Annotated in this window: 14 protein-coding genes; 7 read left to right on the top strand and 7 right to left on the bottom strand. The window is 69.3% G+C overall.

Translation table 11 applies throughout. The features are described 5' to 3' along the window. Positions 1 to 118 precede the first annotated feature (118 nt). Positions 119 to 1879 (top strand): archaeosine synthase subunit alpha, encoded by a 1761-nt coding sequence (gene arcS / locus LCY71_RS04920; RefSeq protein WP_225335253.1) that lies wholly within the window; start codon positions 119 to 121, stop codon positions 1877 to 1879. A 136-nt stretch (positions 1880 to 2015) separates the two neighbouring features. Further along, complete coding sequence (locus LCY71_RS04915; protein ID WP_225335252.1) at positions 2016 to 2504, top strand: DUF6789 family protein; 489 nt, start codon at positions 2016 to 2018, stop codon at positions 2502 to 2504. A gap of 62 nt (positions 2505 to 2566) precedes the next feature. Here LCY71_RS04915 and LCY71_RS04910 read toward each other — a convergent pair whose 3' ends face one another. From LCY71_RS04910 to aglF, 3 genes are all read right to left on the bottom strand, one after another. After that, on the bottom strand, positions 2567 to 3532 hold the full coding sequence (locus tag LCY71_RS04910; protein ID WP_225335251.1) for an NADPH:quinone reductase: 966 nt from the start codon (positions 3530 to 3532) through the stop codon (positions 2567 to 2569). 506 nt (positions 3533 to 4038) lie between these two features. Beyond that, positions 4039 to 5025 (bottom strand): SDR family oxidoreductase, encoded by a 987-nt coding sequence (locus LCY71_RS04905; protein ID WP_225335250.1) that lies wholly within the window; start codon positions 5023 to 5025, stop codon positions 4039 to 4041. Positions 5026 to 5099: 74 nt separating this feature from the next. Beyond that, positions 5100 to 5879, bottom strand: a complete 780-nt coding sequence (gene aglF / locus LCY71_RS04900; protein ID WP_225335249.1) for a UTP--glucose-1-phosphate uridylyltransferase AglF — start codon at positions 5877 to 5879, stop codon at positions 5100 to 5102. Positions 5880 to 6001: 122 nt separating this feature from the next. Between aglF and aglM the strand changes: the two genes are divergently transcribed. Then, complete coding sequence (gene aglM / locus LCY71_RS04895; protein ID WP_225335248.1) at positions 6002 to 7309, top strand: UDP-glucose 6-dehydrogenase AglM; 1308 nt, start codon at positions 6002 to 6004, stop codon at positions 7307 to 7309. A 25-nt stretch (positions 7310 to 7334) separates the two neighbouring features. Here aglM and LCY71_RS04890 read toward each other — a convergent pair whose 3' ends face one another. Further along, the gene (locus LCY71_RS04890) at positions 7335 to 7781 is read right to left on the bottom strand and encodes an RDD family protein (protein WP_225335247.1); all 447 of its coding nucleotides are present in this window, start codon (positions 7779 to 7781) and stop codon (positions 7335 to 7337) included. Between the two features lie 179 nt (positions 7782 to 7960). Between LCY71_RS04890 and LCY71_RS04885 the strand changes: the two genes are divergently transcribed. Then, entirely contained in the window at positions 7961 to 9052 is a 1092-nt protein-coding gene (locus LCY71_RS04885) for an archaeosine biosynthesis radical SAM protein RaSEA (protein WP_225335246.1), read from the top strand. Between the two features lie 308 nt (positions 9053 to 9360). Here LCY71_RS04885 and purQ read toward each other — a convergent pair whose 3' ends face one another. Next, positions 9361 to 10038, bottom strand: coding sequence for a phosphoribosylformylglycinamidine synthase I (gene purQ, locus LCY71_RS04880; RefSeq protein WP_225335245.1), 678 nt, complete (start codon positions 10036 to 10038; stop codon positions 9361 to 9363). Further along, complete coding sequence (gene purS / locus LCY71_RS04875; protein WP_225335244.1) at positions 10035 to 10292, bottom strand: phosphoribosylformylglycinamidine synthase subunit PurS; 258 nt, start codon at positions 10290 to 10292, stop codon at positions 10035 to 10037. The genes purQ and purS overlap by 4 nt, the downstream gene beginning before the upstream one ends. Before the next feature lie 210 nt (positions 10293 to 10502). Here purS and LCY71_RS04870 point away from each other — a divergent pair, with 210 nt between their 5' ends. Together LCY71_RS04870 and LCY71_RS04865 are read left to right on the top strand one after the other, a co-directional pair. Then, positions 10503 to 11483, top strand: a complete 981-nt coding sequence (locus tag LCY71_RS04870; protein ID WP_373325143.1) for a formyltetrahydrofolate deformylase — start codon at positions 10503 to 10505, stop codon at positions 11481 to 11483. A 264-nt stretch (positions 11484 to 11747) separates the two neighbouring features. Beyond that, on the top strand, positions 11748 to 12746 hold the full coding sequence (locus LCY71_RS04865) for a zinc-binding dehydrogenase (protein ID WP_225335243.1): 999 nt from the start codon (positions 11748 to 11750) through the stop codon (positions 12744 to 12746). Between the two features lie 35 nt (positions 12747 to 12781). Here the strand turns inward: LCY71_RS04865 and LCY71_RS04860 are convergent, their stop codons facing one another. Further along, the gene (locus tag LCY71_RS04860) at positions 12782 to 13417 is read right to left on the bottom strand and encodes a DUF7504 family protein (RefSeq protein WP_225335242.1); all 636 of its coding nucleotides are present in this window, start codon (positions 13415 to 13417) and stop codon (positions 12782 to 12784) included. A gap of 261 nt (positions 13418 to 13678) precedes the next feature. Here LCY71_RS04860 and LCY71_RS04855 point away from each other — a divergent pair, with 261 nt between their 5' ends. Next, positions 13679 to 16090, top strand: a complete 2412-nt coding sequence (locus LCY71_RS04855; protein ID WP_225335241.1) for a response regulator — start codon at positions 13679 to 13681, stop codon at positions 16088 to 16090. The last annotated feature ends 196 nt before the right edge of the window (positions 16091 to 16286 follow it).

Genomic DNA, 16286 nt, shown 5'->3' with positions numbered 1-16286 from the left:
CCAAGTAGCACCCACCACATCTGTTGTGTAGAGAGGTGACACGATTCACGCCTGCCGTCAACGGCGGGATTCTCTTGCTTTAGTAAGATAGTTGGTCGCCCGCCGCCGAATCGTCGTCATGACCGACTACTTCGAGGTCCACGAGCGCGACGGCGCGGCCAGGCTGGCCGAGCTCCGGCTGGCCGACCCCGTCACCACGCCCGCGCTCGTGGACGACGTTCTGGAGGACGCCGGCAGCCTCTGGCCCGAGGACCGCGAGGTCCCCGAGGGCGACGAGAGCGCGCTCACCGTCCTCCCCCACCGCGGGTTCCCCGGCGGGACGCCCGACGAGGTCGAGGAGGCCTTCGCCGTCGACTACCCCGACGTCGACTACCCCAGCGCGGCGGTCGTCTCGCCCGACACCGCCGAGGACCACGGCGCCGACGCCTACGTCCTCGCAGGCGGCCCCGGCATCGCCGGCCACGCCGAGGCGTTCGTCGACGCCGTGCTCCGGACGCGCGAGGCGATCCCGGCCGACGCCGCCCTCTATCTCCCGGGCGTCGCCACGCCGCGCAACGTCGCCACGCTGGTCTACGCCGGCGTCGACCTCGTGGACGCGGACAAGGCCGTCGTCCGCGGGACCGAGGGCCGCTATCTCACCACCGACGAGGCGTACTTCCTCGAGGACCTCGACGAACTGCCCTGCTCGTGTCCGGCCTGCCAGGTCCCGCGCGAGGAGTTCGACCGCGAGGACTGCGTCGAACACAACGTCAACGCGCTGGAAGCGGAACTCCGTCGCGTCCGCCGGCGCATCCGCGACGGCCGCCTCCGGGACTACGTCGAGGGTCAGGCCCGCCAGGACCAGTGGCTCACGGCGACGATGCGCCGCCTGGACCAGCAGTACGCGTATCTGGAACAGCGCACGCCGGTCCACCGCCGCGCGGAGATCACCGCCGCGACGGAGGACACCATGCGCCGCGTCGAGATCCAGCGGTTCGCCCAGCGCGTGACGGAACGGTATCGCAAGCGCTTCGACGACCAGCCGCTGGTGATCGTCCCCTGCTCCGCCCGCAAGCCCTACAGCGACTCCCAGAGCCACGAGCAGTACCACAGCGCCGTCCAGTTCCGCGGGCACATGCTGTCGATGACCTCGCCCATCGGCGTCGTCCCGCAGGAACTCGAACTCACGTACCCCGCCCAGCACTACGACTCGGTCGTGACCGGCCGCTGGACGGCCAACGAGGTCGAGTTCGTCAGCGACGTCCTCCGGCGGTACCTCGAACGGACCGACTACCCCGAGGTGATCGCCCACGTCCCGGACGAGGGCTACCGCGACATCTGCGAGCGCGCCGCCGAGGCCCTCGACCTCGAGTTCACGTTCACCGTCGAGGACCACCCGACGACGGGCGACTCGCTGGCGAACCTCGCCGGCGCGCTTGAGGGCTATCCGAAGTACCGCAAGCGCGAGCGCCAGCACAACACGCTCCGGGCGGTCGCGGATTACCAGTTCGGCGACGGCGCCGGCGACGCGCTGTTCCCCGAGGGCGACCTGACCGCGGAGGGCCTCTACCCCCAGCTGCGGGCCCACGATGCGGACGGCGAGCAACTGGCCGCGCTCACCCAGGAGTACGGCCTGCTCGGCCTCACCCTGGACGGTGCTCGCCGCTGGGTCGACGCGGACGTGCCCACGCGGACCGTGGAAATCGACCCCTTCGTTCCCCACGGCTCCGTCCTCGCCCCCGGCGTCGTCGACGCCAGCGACGACATTCGGGTCGGCGACGAGGTCGTGATCGAGGGCCCCGCCGCGTTCGGCGTCGGCCGCGCGCAGATGTCCGGCCCGGAGATGGCCGAGTCGACGCGGGGCGTCGCCTGCAAGGTGCGCCACGTCGCGGAGAGGTAGGCGCGGCCCACGTTGTCGGGGCGCTCCGGCGTCGCGCCGAGTGGCAAGTAGTCACCGATCATCCGGCAGGATTCCGGTGCTAGTTCGCCATTGTATGGATCATGACATTTTTCTCGATCCGTGCGCACGGGGCCTCATGGATCCAGTCAGGAGCAGTCTCGGCGGGGGTATCGCGGCCACGGTCGTCCTGTTGCTCTTCCTGCTCGTCGCCGACGTCTTGCTGGCCGGGACCGACCTCCTCCTGTTCGCGACCTTCAGGAGCCTCTGTGCAGTCGGTGGACCGCCGTACTGCGAACTGGAGTCGACCACGGCGACGCTGCTGACGTACGTCTGGTTCGGCCTCCTGTTCGCCGTGGCGTGGCCGCTCGTGTTCGGCGCGGTCACCTGGGCACTGCCGGGCGACTCGGGCACGGTCCACGGGATGGTGTTCGCGCTCGTGCTGTGGTCCGGCCACCTCGTCGTCGCGCTCGGGAGCGCCGGCCTCGAGGGCGGCGCCTTCGCCGATCGCCTCCCGCTGCTGATCGCGACGATGGTCGCGTACCTCGTGTACGGCTTCGTCCTCGGCGGGGGCTACGACTCGCTGGCCGAACATCGAACCTTCCAGGTGGGCGATCGGGTCCCTTGACCCCGCCGTGAAGCCCGCAAGCCATCAGACCACTCCGGATCGGCCCGATCCGATCCCGTCCCTCAGGGCTCGACGACGAGCTTCCCGAGGAAGCTGTCCTCCATCACCGCGCGCTGGGCTTCGCCGGCCTCCGCGAGGTCGTAGCTCCGGGCGATCTCGATCGAGAGGTCGCCGCGCTCCATGAGGTAGGCCACGCCCCGCAGCGGGACGCGCAGGTCGGGCGTGTTGAACATGCTCATGAACTGGTACTCCACGTCCTTCGAGCGCGCCGCGCCGTCGTTCGTGAACCCGGGGTCGGGGCTGTTCTCGCCGATCCCCACGACGGTCGCCCCCTGCGCGGCGACGTCGGCGTCGAACTGGAGGTAGTCGTCCAGCCGGTGGTCCAGGATCGCGTCGACGCCGCCTTCGGAGGCCTCGACGACGGCGTCGGCGAGGTCGTCGCGAGCGTAGTCTAGCACCGTCTTGGCGCCGAGATCGGCCACCTCGTCCCGGTACTGCTCGCTCGCCGTCGTGACCGTCCGCGCGCTGACGGCGTCCGCGATCTGGACGGCCGCGTGGCCGACGCCGCCGGAGCCGCCGTGGACGAGGCAGTACTCCGCCGGGTCGAGGTCGGCGTGGTCGATCAGCGACCGCCAGGCCGTGCCCGCGACGACGCCCGCCGCGCCCGCCTCGGTCAGGTCGGCCTCGTCGGACAGGTGGACCACGCGGTCGTCCGGGATCGTCGCGTACTCGGCGTAGGCGCCCTGGTGGCCGCCGTTGCCGATGCCGGTGCCGAACACGCGGTCGCCCTCGTCGAAGCCCTCGACCGCGTCACCGACGGCGGCGACGGTGCCCGCGACGTCCACGCCCGGCGTGAACGGCACGTCGACGGGCTCGTAGGATCCGTCCCGGAAGTACGTGTCCACCGGGTTCACGCCCGCCGCGGCGACCTCGACGAGCAGTTCGTCCGCGCCGGGTTCGGGCCGGTCGACCTCCTCGACCTGCAGTACCTCCGTTCCGCCGTGTTCCTGGAGTCGTACGGCTCTCATGTCGTTGTGACGTGACTGCGTGGGCGCTTAAGAATGGGTCCTAGCAGACGACGACTGAATAGGTACGACGTGTGCTGCCTCAGTTGAGAACAGCCAGAAAGCCCCGGCTAGCTACGCCACCGGAAGATTCGCTTCGCTCGTCTTCCGAGGTCTCGTTCGCTCCGCTCACGAGACTCCCGCGGCTCGTTGCGCTCCGCGTCTCACTGCGTTCGACTGCGGTGCTTCCTTCACCGGGAGACCGAAGGTCTCCCGAGCACGCGGCGCGAAGCGCCGCGAACGCCGGGGTTCCCGTAGCTCGCCGCTCCTTTCAGTCCCGCCCAATGCCGGTTGACCAATCAGCGCTGGGCGGGACTGAAAGGGGCGGTCGTCTGAACGAACCCCGGCGACGTAAGCACGCGAGCGAAGCGAGCGCGCGCAGCGAGCCGCGGGAGTTCAGACGACCGGGGCTTTCTGGCTGTTCACACCTGCGACAGTCGTTCAGGCCGCGGTAGAAAAGACGGTGCGTCCTACGACTCGCGGACGAGCGGCTCGTACCACTCGCGGTTGTCGCGATACCAGTCGATGAACTCGGAGACGCCCTCCCGGATGGTGTGGGTGGGTTCGTAGCCGATCAGCTCCTCGGCCTTGTCCGTGCCGGCGTGGGTGTGCTCGGCGTCGGCGTCGTGGCGCTCCTCGTAGACCAGCTCGAGGTCGGGGGCCAGCTGGTCGCGGATCTCCTCGGCGAGGGTCTTGATCTCGATGTTGTCCGTGGAGCCGACGTTCATGGCCTCGCCGTCGGCCGCGTCGTTGGTCAGCAGCTCCACGTTGGCCTCGACGACGTCGTCGATGAAGGTGAAGTCCCGGGTCTGGGTGCCGTCGCCGTAGATGACCGGGGGCTCGTCGTTCATGCACCGCGAGACGAAGTTGGAGATGGCCATGTTCGGGCGCATCCGCGGGCCGTAGACGGTAAAGTACCGCAGCGCGACGGCGGGGAGGTCGTACACCTCGCTGTAGGCGCAGGCGTAGCGCTCGGCGGCCAGCTTGGAAGCGCCGTAGGGCGAGACGGGGGTCGTCGGATGCTCCTCGTCGTAGGGGAGGTACCGGGGCTTGCCGTAGACCGACGAGGAGGAGGCCATCACGAACCGTTCGACGCCGGTGTCGCGGGCGGCGTCCAGCAGGTTCAGCGTGCCGTCGACGTTGACCTCGTCGTACTTGCGCGGGTCCTCGACGCTGGGGCGGACGCCCGCCTGCGCGGCCTGGTGGTAGATGTAGTCCGCTCGCCCGACGAGGTCGTCGACGAGGTCGGCGTCGCGGACGTCGCCCTCGACGAACTCGTAGGAGCCGCCGCCGTCCGCGGCCGTCTCGCGGTGGACATCGATCGTGTGGCGCTTGATGTCGAGGTGGTAGAAGGGATCGAGGTTGTCCAGGACGATCACGTCGTGGCCGTCGGCGACGAACCGCTCGGCGAGGTGGCCGCCGATGAACCCGGCACCGCCGGTGACAAGTACCGTCATTATCGGCACGGCGTCGGCACGGAATAAAAGCGCACCGGAGGCGGTGAGTCGTGGACCGCACGCCGGCGACGACGTCACTCGGACGTCTCGGCGGTCTCTGCCTCGGCGTCGCCGTTCTCCTCGTCCTCGACCTCGACCTCGACGCCCTCCGAGAGCAGGCGCTCGGCCTTGTCCCGGTCCTCGGGGTAGCCGACGTCGACGCGCCAGCCGTCCATCCGGATGGCGTCGATGGTGCGGCCGCTCTTGATCAGCAGGTCGACGGCGTCGGAGATCTCGTACTCGCCGCGATCGGAGGGCTGGGTGAGGTGACAGGCGTGGAGGATCGCCGGCGTGAACGTGTAGAAGCCGGTCATCACGAGGTTCGACGGCGGATCGTCGGGCTTCTCGACGACGTCGACGATCTCGCCGTACTTGTTGGTGTCACAGACGCCGTAGCGGGAGGCCTCCTCCCAGGGGACCTCCTCGACGAGGAAGGCGGCGTCGGCGCGCTGCTCCCGCTGGCGGTTGACGACGTCCTGCAGGTTGGCGTCGAAGACGTTGTCCCCCAGCATCAGCATGAAGTCGTCGTCGATGTGTTCCTCGACGGTCAGCAGGGCGTCGGCCAGGCCCTTCTGCTCGCGCTGATGGGCGTAGGTGATCGGGACGCCCTCGAACTCGTCCTCGTAGTGGTTGATGATCACCTGCTTCTTGTAGCCCACGACGACGAGCAGTTCGTCGGCGCCGAGCTCGACCAGTTGCTCGAAGCAGTGCGTCAGGATCGGCTTCCCGTCGACTTCCACCATCCCCTTGGGCTTGTCCTCCGTCAGGGGGCGGAGCCGCGTGCCTTCGCCGGCGGCGAGGACGACAGCTTGCATAAGCGACACGTTTTGCGTCCCCCGACAAAACCTTTCGGGACCGCGGGCGGGAGCGGCGGTTCCGACCGTCTCGCCGGCGTCCTACCAGAACGCTGAAATTCCATGCGGGGCTACGGCTCCTCATGAACGTCAGCATCGTGGGGAGCGGGTACGTGGGCACGACGGTAGCGGCCTGTCTCGCGGACCTGGGGCACGAGGTGACGACCATCGACGTCGATCAGGACGTCGTCGACGCGGTCAACGCCGGCGAGGCACCGATCCACGAGCCGGGACTGGACGAACTGGTCGCCGAGCACGGCGGGGACCGCCTGCGGGCGACGACCGACTACGACGCCGTCCGCGAGACGGACCTGACGATGCTGGCCCTGCCGACGCCCTCCCGGGACGACGGGAGCATCGACCTCCAGTACATGGAGGCCGGCGCGAGTTCCGTCGGCGAGGCGCTGGCCGGCGCAGACGCCGACGAGCCCCACCTCGTCGTGACCAAGTCGACGGTCGTCCCGACCACCACCGAGGACGTCCTGGCCGAGCGCATCGCCGAGGCGGGCCCGGAGCGCGGCGAGGACTTTCTGGTCGCCTCGAACCCCGAGTTCCAGCGCGAGGGGACGGCCGTCGAGGACTTCCTGAACCCGGACAAGCTCGTGTTCGGGACCGACGACGAGCGGGCACTGGAGTTGCTCCACGCGCTCTACGAACCGCTCCGTGAGGCCGCCGACGGCGACGTCCCCGTCGTCGAGACCGGGATCGCCGAGGCGGAGATGATCAAGTACGCCAACAACGCCTTCCTCGCGTCGAAGATATCGGCGATCAACGACCTCGGCAACGTCTGCAAGGAGTTCGGCGTCGACGCCTACGAGGTGGCCGACGCCGTCGGGCTCGACCACCGCATCTCCGAGCGCTTCCTCCGCTCCGGGGTGGGTTTCGGGGGTAGTTGTCTACCGAAAGACGTCTCGGCCATCGTCGCCGCCGCCCGCGAGGAGGGCTACGAGCCGGCGGTCCTCCAGGCGGCCCTGGATATCAACGACCGTCAGCCCGAGCGCCTGCTCTCGCTGCTGGACGACCGCGTCGACGTCGACGGGAAGCGCGTCGCGGTGCTGGGGCTGGCGTTCAAGCCCGGGACCGACGACTGCCGCAACACGCGCGCGAAGCCGGTCGTCGAGGGGCTGATCGACCGGGGTGCCGACGTCGTCGCCTACGACCCCGTCGCGGTCGAGGCGTTCCGCGAGTACGCCCCGGAACTGGACTTCGAGGCGGCCGGCTCGGCGGCCGCGGCGCTCAAAGACGCCCACGCGGCCGTCGCAGTCACCGGCTGGGACGAGTTCGCCGCGCTTGACGAGGCGTTCGACGAGATGGCCGATCCCGTCGTCGTCGACGGCCGGAACGTGATCGAGCGCCGCGACGGGATCACCTACGAAGGTCTCACCTGGTAACCGGGAGCGAGAACGCGTCGTCCCGTCAATCGGCGGTGTAGACGACCACGGTCTGGCCGGCGAGGTCGCCGACGCGCTGGTGGTCGTCGGTCAGGTACGCCGAGACGATGCCCACGAGGTAGAAGGCCGGGAAGGCGTCGACGACGCGGAGTAGGTTCCTGATGAGAGCCTTCCCCCACGTCAGGTCCGAGCCGTCACTGGAGACGACGACGATGCCGCGGAGGTACTTCCCGAGCGTCTGTCCGTAGTAGCCCTCCATGCCGACCTGGTAGGCGAACAGGCCGAGGGGCACGCCGAACCACGAGGCCAGGATCGCTCCGCCGAGACCGCTGTCCGCGAACAGCATCCCCGCGACGTACCCCAGCGCCAGCACCGCGAGGCCGACGACGAAGCCGTCGAGAAACAGCGCTTCCAGCCGCCGATCCAGCACGCCAGCGTACTCGTCCACGTCGGGAGTCGGGCACCGGTCCATAGCTACCCCGATACCATCCGGTATCCGATGATAAATGACCCGGCCGTTACGGCCGCTGAGGCGGCCGGTTCGCCGTCCGGCGTTCGGACCCGTCAGCACCGCCGTCACGGAGTGACTCACCGCCTGAAACGGCCCGGCGACCGCGCCGGTTTTACGCGTGCGGTGCCCAGCAGACGGTAATGAGCAAGCCCAGTCCCGAGGTCTACGAGCAGGGCAAGGGCATGGACGCCCACAACAAGGTGATGCGGGAGGTGCGGTCGCGCAACGACGCCTCCCACGACCCGCGCGAACCCACGCGGGTGTGGCTGGACGAGGACAACACGCCGGACGGCGTCTACCAGTCGCTGACGATCATCCTCAACACCGGCGGGTGTCGGTGGGCCCGCGCCGGCGGGTGCACGATGTGCGGTTACGTCGCCGAGTCCGTCGAGGGCGGCAGCGTCGCCCACGAGGACCTGATGGCCCAGATCCAGCACTGCCTGGACCACGAGGCGGAGAACGCGGACGAGAAATCGGGGCTGATCAAGATCTACACGTCCGGGAGCTTCCTCGACGAGCGCGAAGTGGGGGCCGAGACCCGCGAGGCCATCGCCGAGACGTTCGCGGACCGCGACCGCATCGTCGTCGAGTCGCTGCCGGACTTCGTCGACCGCGAGAAGGTGGCGGACTTCACCGAGCAGGGGCTGGCGACGGACGTCGCCGTGGGACTGGAGACGGCGACGGACCGCGTGCGCCACGACTGCGTGAACAAGTACTTCGACTTCGCCGACTTCGAGGACGCCTGCAGAGAAGCGATGGCCGCCGCGACCGACGACGCCGAGGCCGGCGTCAAGGCCTACCTCCTGATGAAGCCGCCCTTCCTCAGCGAGTCCGAGGCCGTCGAAGACATGAAGCGGTCCGTCCGGAAGTGCGCCGCCGTCGAGGGCTGTCACACCGTCTCGATGAACCCGACGAACGTCCAGAACTACACCATGGTCGAGGAGCTGTACCACGGCGGCGGCTACCGGCCGCCGTGGCTCTGGTCGGTCTGCGAGGTGCTGGAGGACACAGCAGACGAGGACGTCATCGTCGTCTCTGACCCCGTGGGCCACGGGAGCGACCGCGGGCCGCACAACTGCGGCGACTGCGACGACCGCGCCCAGCGGGCGATCAAGGACTTCGACCTCCGGCAGGATCCCGCCGTCTTCGACCAGGTCTCCTGCGAGTGCGAGGCCACGTGGGAGGCCGTGATGGAGCGCGAGCAGAGCTACTCCCTGCCGCTGGCACGGTAACACGGCGGCCGGGGCCCGCTGCACCGGCGGCCAGCCGCCGAGCCGCGGACTGTTACACAACATGTCTACAGTAAATTAACCGAATACTAACTTGATATTATTCCCGAATTTCGGCGCTGATTTCACTTTCACCACGGTAGCAGTGGGTTTTTGTTCATCGGGTACGTTGGCGACGATAGGGGTCAGGGTTCCGTCACACGCTCCATGGCCCCTCGTTCCCATCCTCGTACCCGTACATCGCGAGCCGCCGGCTCGCCGTCCGTCGATTCGCTCGCGGATCCGACTCCAGTGACGAAAACCTGAGTGCCCTACTCGGCGAAGCCCTCGAGCACGCCCTGCCCGTCGGTCGGGCCGACGTCGGGGAGCGTCGCGCGCTCGGGGTGGGGCATCATGACGGCCACGGTGTCGCGCTCGCCGGTGACGCCGGCGACGGCGTGCTTCGACCCGTTGGGGTTGGCCTCCGGGGTGACCTCGCCGTCCTCGTCGCAGTACCTGAAGAGGATCCGGTCCTCGTCTTCGAGTTCGGCCAGGCGGTCCTCGTCGACCTCGAAGCGGCCCTCGCCGTGGGCGATGGGCACCTCGATCACGTCGCCCTCGTCGTAGGCGCTGGTCCAGGGGGTGTCCGCGTTCTCGACGCGAAGGTGGACGTGCTCGCACTGGAAGCGGGCGCTCTCGTTGGTGGTGAACGCGCCGGGCGTGAGCGACGCCTCGCAGCCGATCTGTGCCCCGTTGCAGACGCCCAGCACGGGCGTCCCGTCCTCGGCGGCCTCACGGACTTCGGCCATGATGGGCGACCGAGCGGCCATCGCGCCGGCCCGGAGGTAGTCGCCGTAGGAGAACCCGCCGGGGAGCACGATGCCGTCGACGTCGTCCGACAGGCCGTCCTCGTGCCAGACGAGTTCGGCGTCGAATCCCAGGTGCTCCAGGGCGCGGACGGCGTCGCGGTCGCAGTTGGAACCGCCGAAGCGGATTACGGCGACGGTCATCGCTCGGCTTCGGCGACCTCCACGTCGTAGTCGTGGATGGTGGGGTTGGCAAGGAGCCGCTCGGCCATCTCGTCGGCCCGCTCGGCGGCCTCGTCGGCGTCCGCCGCTTCGAGGTCGATCTCGAAGCGGTCCGCCGAACGCAGCGCCTCCAGCTCGAAGCCGAGCCGTTCGAGCGCGCGCTTGGTCGTCTCGGCCTCGGGGTCCAGCACGCCCCGCTTCAGCCGGACCGTCACGGTCGCGGTGTACGCGGTCATTGGTGAAGCGACGGTCACGGCCGGAGAAAACGCTTGTGTTCTGCCTGCCAGGAAGCGGCCGTCGCCGGGCGGAGGCGACGCCGGACTGCGGACCCAGTCACCCGACGACGGGCCGACCCGGCGGCGACCCGGTCGGAGACACGAAGGCTTTTGCTACCGGCGTAGCTCCTACCTTACAATGACGACGTCGATCGAACGGTGGTGGTGTCCGTGACCAGACACCTGACCGAGATAACAGTCGTCGGCGAGGACGACACCGGCCTCATCGCCGAGGTCACCTCGCTGCTGTTCGAGCGTAGTATCAACATCGAGGACCTCGATCAGGCCGTCCGGGAAGGGGTCTTCCGGATGACCATGCACGTCGACACCGACGACATGGTCTGCACGCAGGCGAAGCTCCGGGAGGACCTCAAGGAACTGGGCGAGGAACTGGGCGTCGACGTGCAGGTGCGCTTCCCGGCCGACCGGGAGACCCAGTCCATCGCGGTCCTCGTGACCAAGGAGAGCCACTGCCTGGAGGCCATCTTCGAGGCCTGGGCCAGCGGCGACCTGGGCGCGGACGTCGAGGTGGTCATCGGCAACCACTCGGACCTCCAGCCGCTGGCGGAGGCCTACGACGTCCCCTTCCACGACATCGGCGACGAGAAGGGCACCCCCGACGAGGACGAGCTACTGGACGTGCTGGCCGAGTACGACACCGACCTGGTCGTCCTCGCGCGGTACATGCGGATCCTCTCGCCGGACGTCGTCTTCCGCTACGAGAACAGGATCATCAACGTCCACCCATCGCTGTTGCCCTCCTTCCCCGGCGCCTCCGCGTACATGCAGGCCATCGAGGAGGGCGTCCGCATCGCCGGCGTCACCGCTCACTACGTGACGACGGACCTCGACCAGGGTCCGATCATCACCCAGCGGGCGTTCAACGTCCCCGACGACGCCACCGAGGAGGAGCTCCAGCAGATCGGCCAGCCGCTCGAAGCCGAGGCCCTGCTGGAGGCCATCGACCTCCACCTCAACGACAACGTCGCCGTCCACCGCGGCCGGACGGAACTGCGCGACGTCGACGAGAGCGAGGTCCAGCTCGGCGCGCCCGGGGAACTCGACGATATCAATCCCGACCGCCCCATCGACGGGCTCGGGGACTTCGTGGCGGAGCAGGAGAGCGAGCCGGAGGCTGAAGCGGATGACTAGACCAGTGCGGCCGCTCATGGCCGCACACGTAGTCAGCCGGTTCACAGAGGCGGACGATTAACAGCCAGGACTGCGCGCAGCGCGCGTCCGAGCCGTGATCGTCCGTCTCGCAGAGGCGGACGATTAGGCCAGCGAGGCTCGTGGCCGAGCACGCGGTCTTTTCTCTACAGAAGGTGCCGGCTAACCGGCCGATACGGTCCCTGACGGCAACGCCGTCGACCACCGCCGGGTATTCCCGGCGCGCGACCGTAGCCGGACACGATTATGGCCGAAGAGATGGCTGCCTACGTCATCGAGGAGTACGGCGACCCCGACGTTTTCCAGCGCCAGACCGTCGAGGTACCGGATCCGGGGCCCGAGGAGGTCCGGGTCGACGTCGCGGCGACGAGCCTCAACCCCGTCGACTACAAGATTCGCCGGGGCGACATACCGGACTTCGCGCCGGAGTTCCCCGCCGTTCTCCACTGCGACGTGTCGGGGGTCGTCGACGCCGTCGGCGAGGAGGTCGACCGATTCGATGAGGGCGACGAGGTGTACGGGATGCCCGGCGGCGCGGGGCGACAGGGCGCGCTGGCGGAGTACGTCGTGGGCAACGCCGGGACCTTCGCGCAGGCGCCGGAGTCGCTGTCCCTCGAGGAGGCCGCGGCGCTGCCGGTCGTCGCGCTGACCGCCTGGGAGATGCTCGCGGACAAGACCACCGTCGACGAGGGCGACGACGTGATCGTCTACGGGGCCGCCGGTGGCGTCGGTCACGTCGGCGTGCAGATGGCGGACCACTTCGGCGCGGACGTGACCGCGACGGGGTCGACCGAGGCAAAGCGGTCACTCGCGGCCGAACTGGGGGCCAACGCGACCGTCGACTACACCGAGACGGACGTGGCGACGTACATCGACGAGCACGCCGGCGGCGACGGGTTCGACGTCGTCTTCGACCCGGTCGGCGACGACCACCTCGAGACGGCGTTCGAGGCGGTCCGGCCGTACGGGTCCGTGGTGACCACGGAGTCCAGTTCGACCCAGGACCTCTCGCCGATGCACGCCAGCTCGCTGTCGCTGGGCGTGGTCCTGGTCATCCTGCCGGTGCTGCTCGGCGAGGGCGAGGAGCGGATCGGCGAGGAACTCACCGAGATCGCGCGGCTCGTCGACGAGGGAGCCGTCGAACCGCGAATCGACGAACGGTTTGGGTTCGACGAGGCGGCCGCGGCCCACCGCCGGGGCGAGGAGGGCGGCGTCCTCGGGAAGCTGCTGCTGGTCGCCGAGTAGACGAGTCCGCGCCGGTCGTCGAGCGACGCGCCGGATCAGACAGGCCAGTCCGGCCGCCGGTCGACCGACGTGATGTCGCCGTCGCCGTCGACGGTGACGGCGGCGTCGAAGAGCGTCCGGAGCCGCTGCCGGACGGTCTCGTCGTGAGCGCCGGGGTCGAAGTGGTAGTGGGCGTGACCGCCGGCCTCGTCGACGAGGTCCCGCAGCGAGTCCAGGAAGCGATGGGCACGGTCGACGTCGCTGTAGAGGATCAGCGGCGTGATCGAGTCGAAACAGACCACCGGGTCGGCGTCGTCGCCGTACCGCTGGAGGTGCTCGTCGACGACCACGCCGAGTTTCGTGAGCGACGCCGACGGATCGACGGCGTCGACCGAGACGTCGACAGGGAGGTCAGCGAGCCGTTCGCGGACGGCGTCCGAGGGGTCGTCGGGCCGGACGGCGATCACGTCTACGGACGGGGCCCCGCCGCACGCGTCGCGCGCGGGGACGAGTCGCTCCGGCCGCAGTCCCCGGTAGGTGACGATCAGGGCGTCGGAGGGCGGGCCGTGTGCCCGACACAGATCCGCACAGACGTCGTATCGGTAGGGACCGATGGGAGGCGACTCGACGAGGACGTGGGGGGCCTCCAGCAGCGGCGACGGGAGCTCATAGGAGCGGACGGCCTGTGACATCTGCGTTCATCACCCTGTCGGTTCGCCAATGGATTAGTACTTTCGCTAGGTGTGACACTATCGGCTGCGTGTCCGCCCGGACGCGGGTGGATCGGCCCGTCGACGGCGGCCCGTCGCCTCGACCGATCGGATCGACAACGACGTCCGCCGACAGTCCCTCGATAACCGCTGCGGGCCGACGCTGACCACCCGGCGTCCCTTCGTGGCGGCGGTCTGACAGACAGCCATTTCAGTCTGACACCCCATCCTACCGACAACGACATGGCAGACACGGCCGAGGCGGAGTGCGATCGCTCGGCGCGACCGACGACAATACGGGTACTGCAGGTGGACGACGACGAGGCGCTGGCGTCGACGGTCGCGGAGTTCCTCGAGCGTATCAACGGCCGGATCACGACGATCAGCGAGTCGACCGCGCCGGACGCGCTCTCGCGGCTGGAGTCGACCGACGTCGACTGCGTCGTCACCGACTACCAGATGCCCCGAATGGACGGCATCGAGTTCATCGAGGCCGTCCGCGAGGAGTACCCGGACCTCCCCTGTATCCTCTACACCGGCGAGGGAAGCGAGGCGGTAGCCAGCGACGCCATCGCGGCCGGGGCCACCGACTACCTCCGGAAGCGGCCGGAGACGAAGCAGTACGAACTGCTGGCCAACCGCATCGAGAACGCCGTCGAGAGCTACCGGGCTCGCCGCCGGGCGCGAACGCTCGAGCGGGCCCGCGCCGTCGCGCGTGAGGTCAACCGGGCGCTCCTGCGCGCCTCGACCGGGCCGGAGATCGAGCGGGCGGTCTGCGACGTCCTCGCCGACTCGACCGTCTATCTGGGCGCCTGGATCGGGACGGTCGATCCGGAGTCGGGCGCGGTCGAGCCCCGGTGCTCCGCGGGGGTCGACGCCGGCCCCGATCGGTTCGTCGCGGCCGGAGAGTGGATCGCGGACCGCACCGGCGACGGGACGGCCGGGGCCGCGCTGGGCGACGGGCGCGTCGCGGTCCGCGAGGCCCCGTTCGAGGGCGGTGAGGCGAACGAAGTGAGCCGAGCCTCGTCAGAACGGAGTTCTGACGGTGGTGCGGCGAGCGAAGCGAGCCGATCCACGTCGGAGCGCCGCTCCGACGGCGACGTGCGCTCCGTCGCGACGGTACCGCTCTCGACCGGCGACGAGTGCCGTGGCCTGCTGACGGTCTACTCGGGTCAGCAGACCGTCACCGCCGCCGAGCGGGACCTCCTCGCCGAACTGGCCGACGACGTGACCCACGCGCTCGGCGCCGTCGAGACGCGGCAGGCGCTCCGCGCGGAGCGGGACCGGCGGGCCGCGCTCTTCGAGAACGCGCCGGTCCCCGTCGCGGAGGCGCACTACCGCGAGGACGGCGTCGCCATCACGGACGTCAACGCCGCCTTCGTGGAGACGTTCGGGTTCGGCGCGGACGACATCGAGGCGGACGCGGTCGTCGACCACGTGGTCCCGGAGGGGGAGCGCGAGGGACACGAGGCGGTCGTCGCGGCGCTGACCGACGGCGAGAGCGTGGTCCGGGAAGTCAGGCGCCGGACGGCCGACGACGTGCGGGACTTCCTGCTGACGGCCTGTCCGGTCTCGAACGGGGACGGGGACGGCGCCTACGTCTGGTACACGGACGTCACCGAGCGCAGGGAACTGGAGGCGGCGCTCCGGGAGCGGGCGAACCTGCTGGATCACATCTTCGGCCAGATCCCGACGGCGCTGTACGTCAAGGACACCGAGGGCCGGCACGTCCGGATGAGCGATTACGACACCGATCCGACGGACGCGATCGGCAAGACCGACCCCGAGATCTACGGCGACACCGAGTTCGCGCAGGAGGCCTACGCCGACGACATGCGGGTCATCGAGGAGGGCGAGCGGATCCACAACAGGGAGGAGTACAACCCGGAGAACGGCGAGTGGACGCTCACCTCGAAGGTCCCCTACTACGGCGAGGACGGCGAGATCAAGGGGCTGATCGGCGTCTCCCGGCTCATCACGGAAAAGAAGGAGTACGAGCGAGAGCTCAAGCGGAAGAACGAGCGACTCGAGGAGTTCGCGAGCGTCATCAGCCACGACCTCCGGAACCCGCTGACGGTCGCGCTCGGCCAGCTCGACCACTACCGCGCCGAGCACGACGACGAGCGCCTGGACAGGACCGGCGAGGCGCTCGAGCGGATGGAGACACTGATCGAGGACCTGCTCGCCCTCGCGCGGCAGGGCCAGAGCATCGACCAGACGCGGTCGGTGCGGCTATCCGACGCCGTCGCGGACGCCCAGGACTCCGTCGAGGCTCCCGACGCGACCGTCGACGTCACCGACGACGGGGAGATCGAGGCCAACGAGAGTCGGCTGCGCCAGTTGCTCGAGAACCTCTTCCGGAACGCATCTGAACACGCCGGCGAGTCCGCGTCCATCCGCGTCGGCGCCCTCGAGGACGGCTTCTTCGTCGCGGACGACGGGCCCGGAATCGACCCGGACGAGCGCGAACGGATCTTCGAACCCGGATACACCACCAACGAGGGCGGGACGGGCTTAGGGCTGGCCATCGTGTGCGACGTCGCCGAGGCCCACGGGTGGGACGTGACCGTCACCGAGAGCGACGCGGGCGGCGCGCGCTTCGAGTTCACCGGCGTCTCTGCGAACGCAGTGAGCAGAGGCTCGGAAGACGAGTGAGGCGAGTCTTCCGGCGTCCTCGGGAGCGTCAGCGAGCGCGGGCTCGAACGGCGAGTGAAGCGGGCCGTTCGGTGGGCGAGCGACGCGACGTTCGTGTCGACTGTCGCTCTCGGGTGCGGCGAGCGCCGGGCGGACTCGTCACTCACCAACACCATTCAGAACGCTTACCCCACTCGGCGTCTTCCGGACAGAGGAC

The sequence above is a fragment of the Halomicrobium urmianum genome, assembly GCF_020217425.1.
GTDB lineage: Archaea > Halobacteriota > Halobacteria > Halobacteriales > Haloarculaceae > Halomicrobium > Halomicrobium urmianum.
This window is presented reverse-complemented; position numbering and strand designations above follow the sequence as displayed.

Coding starts and splice junctions, on each gene's coding strand:
- arcS (WP_225335253.1), top strand. CDS start 119: ATGACCGACTACTTCGAGGTCCACGAGCGCGACGGCGCGGCCAGGCTG.
- LCY71_RS04915 (WP_225335252.1), top strand. CDS start 2,016: ATGGATCCAGTCAGGAGCAGTCTCGGCGGGGGTATCGCGGCCACGGTC.
- LCY71_RS04910 (WP_225335251.1), bottom strand. CDS start 3,532: ATGAGAGCCGTACGACTCCAGGAACACGGCGGAACGGAGGTACTGCAG.
- LCY71_RS04905 (WP_225335250.1), bottom strand. CDS start 5,025: ATGACGGTACTTGTCACCGGCGGTGCCGGGTTCATCGGCGGCCACCTC.
- aglF (WP_225335249.1), bottom strand. CDS start 5,879: ATGCAAGCTGTCGTCCTCGCCGCCGGCGAAGGCACGCGGCTCCGCCCC.
- aglM (WP_225335248.1), top strand. CDS start 6,002: ATGAACGTCAGCATCGTGGGGAGCGGGTACGTGGGCACGACGGTAGCG.
- LCY71_RS04890 (WP_225335247.1), bottom strand. CDS start 7,781: ATGGACCGGTGCCCGACTCCCGACGTGGACGAGTACGCTGGCGTGCTG.
- LCY71_RS04885 (WP_225335246.1), top strand. CDS start 7,961: ATGAGCAAGCCCAGTCCCGAGGTCTACGAGCAGGGCAAGGGCATGGAC.
- purQ (WP_225335245.1), bottom strand. CDS start 10,038: ATGACCGTCGCCGTAATCCGCTTCGGCGGTTCCAACTGCGACCGCGAC.
- purS (WP_225335244.1), bottom strand. CDS start 10,292: ATGACCGCGTACACCGCGACCGTGACGGTCCGGCTGAAGCGGGGCGTG.
- LCY71_RS04865 (WP_225335243.1), top strand. CDS start 11,748: ATGGCCGAAGAGATGGCTGCCTACGTCATCGAGGAGTACGGCGACCCC.
- LCY71_RS04860 (WP_225335242.1), bottom strand. CDS start 13,417: ATGTCACAGGCCGTCCGCTCCTATGAGCTCCCGTCGCCGCTGCTGGAG.
- LCY71_RS04855 (WP_225335241.1), top strand. CDS start 13,679: ATGGCAGACACGGCCGAGGCGGAGTGCGATCGCTCGGCGCGACCGACG.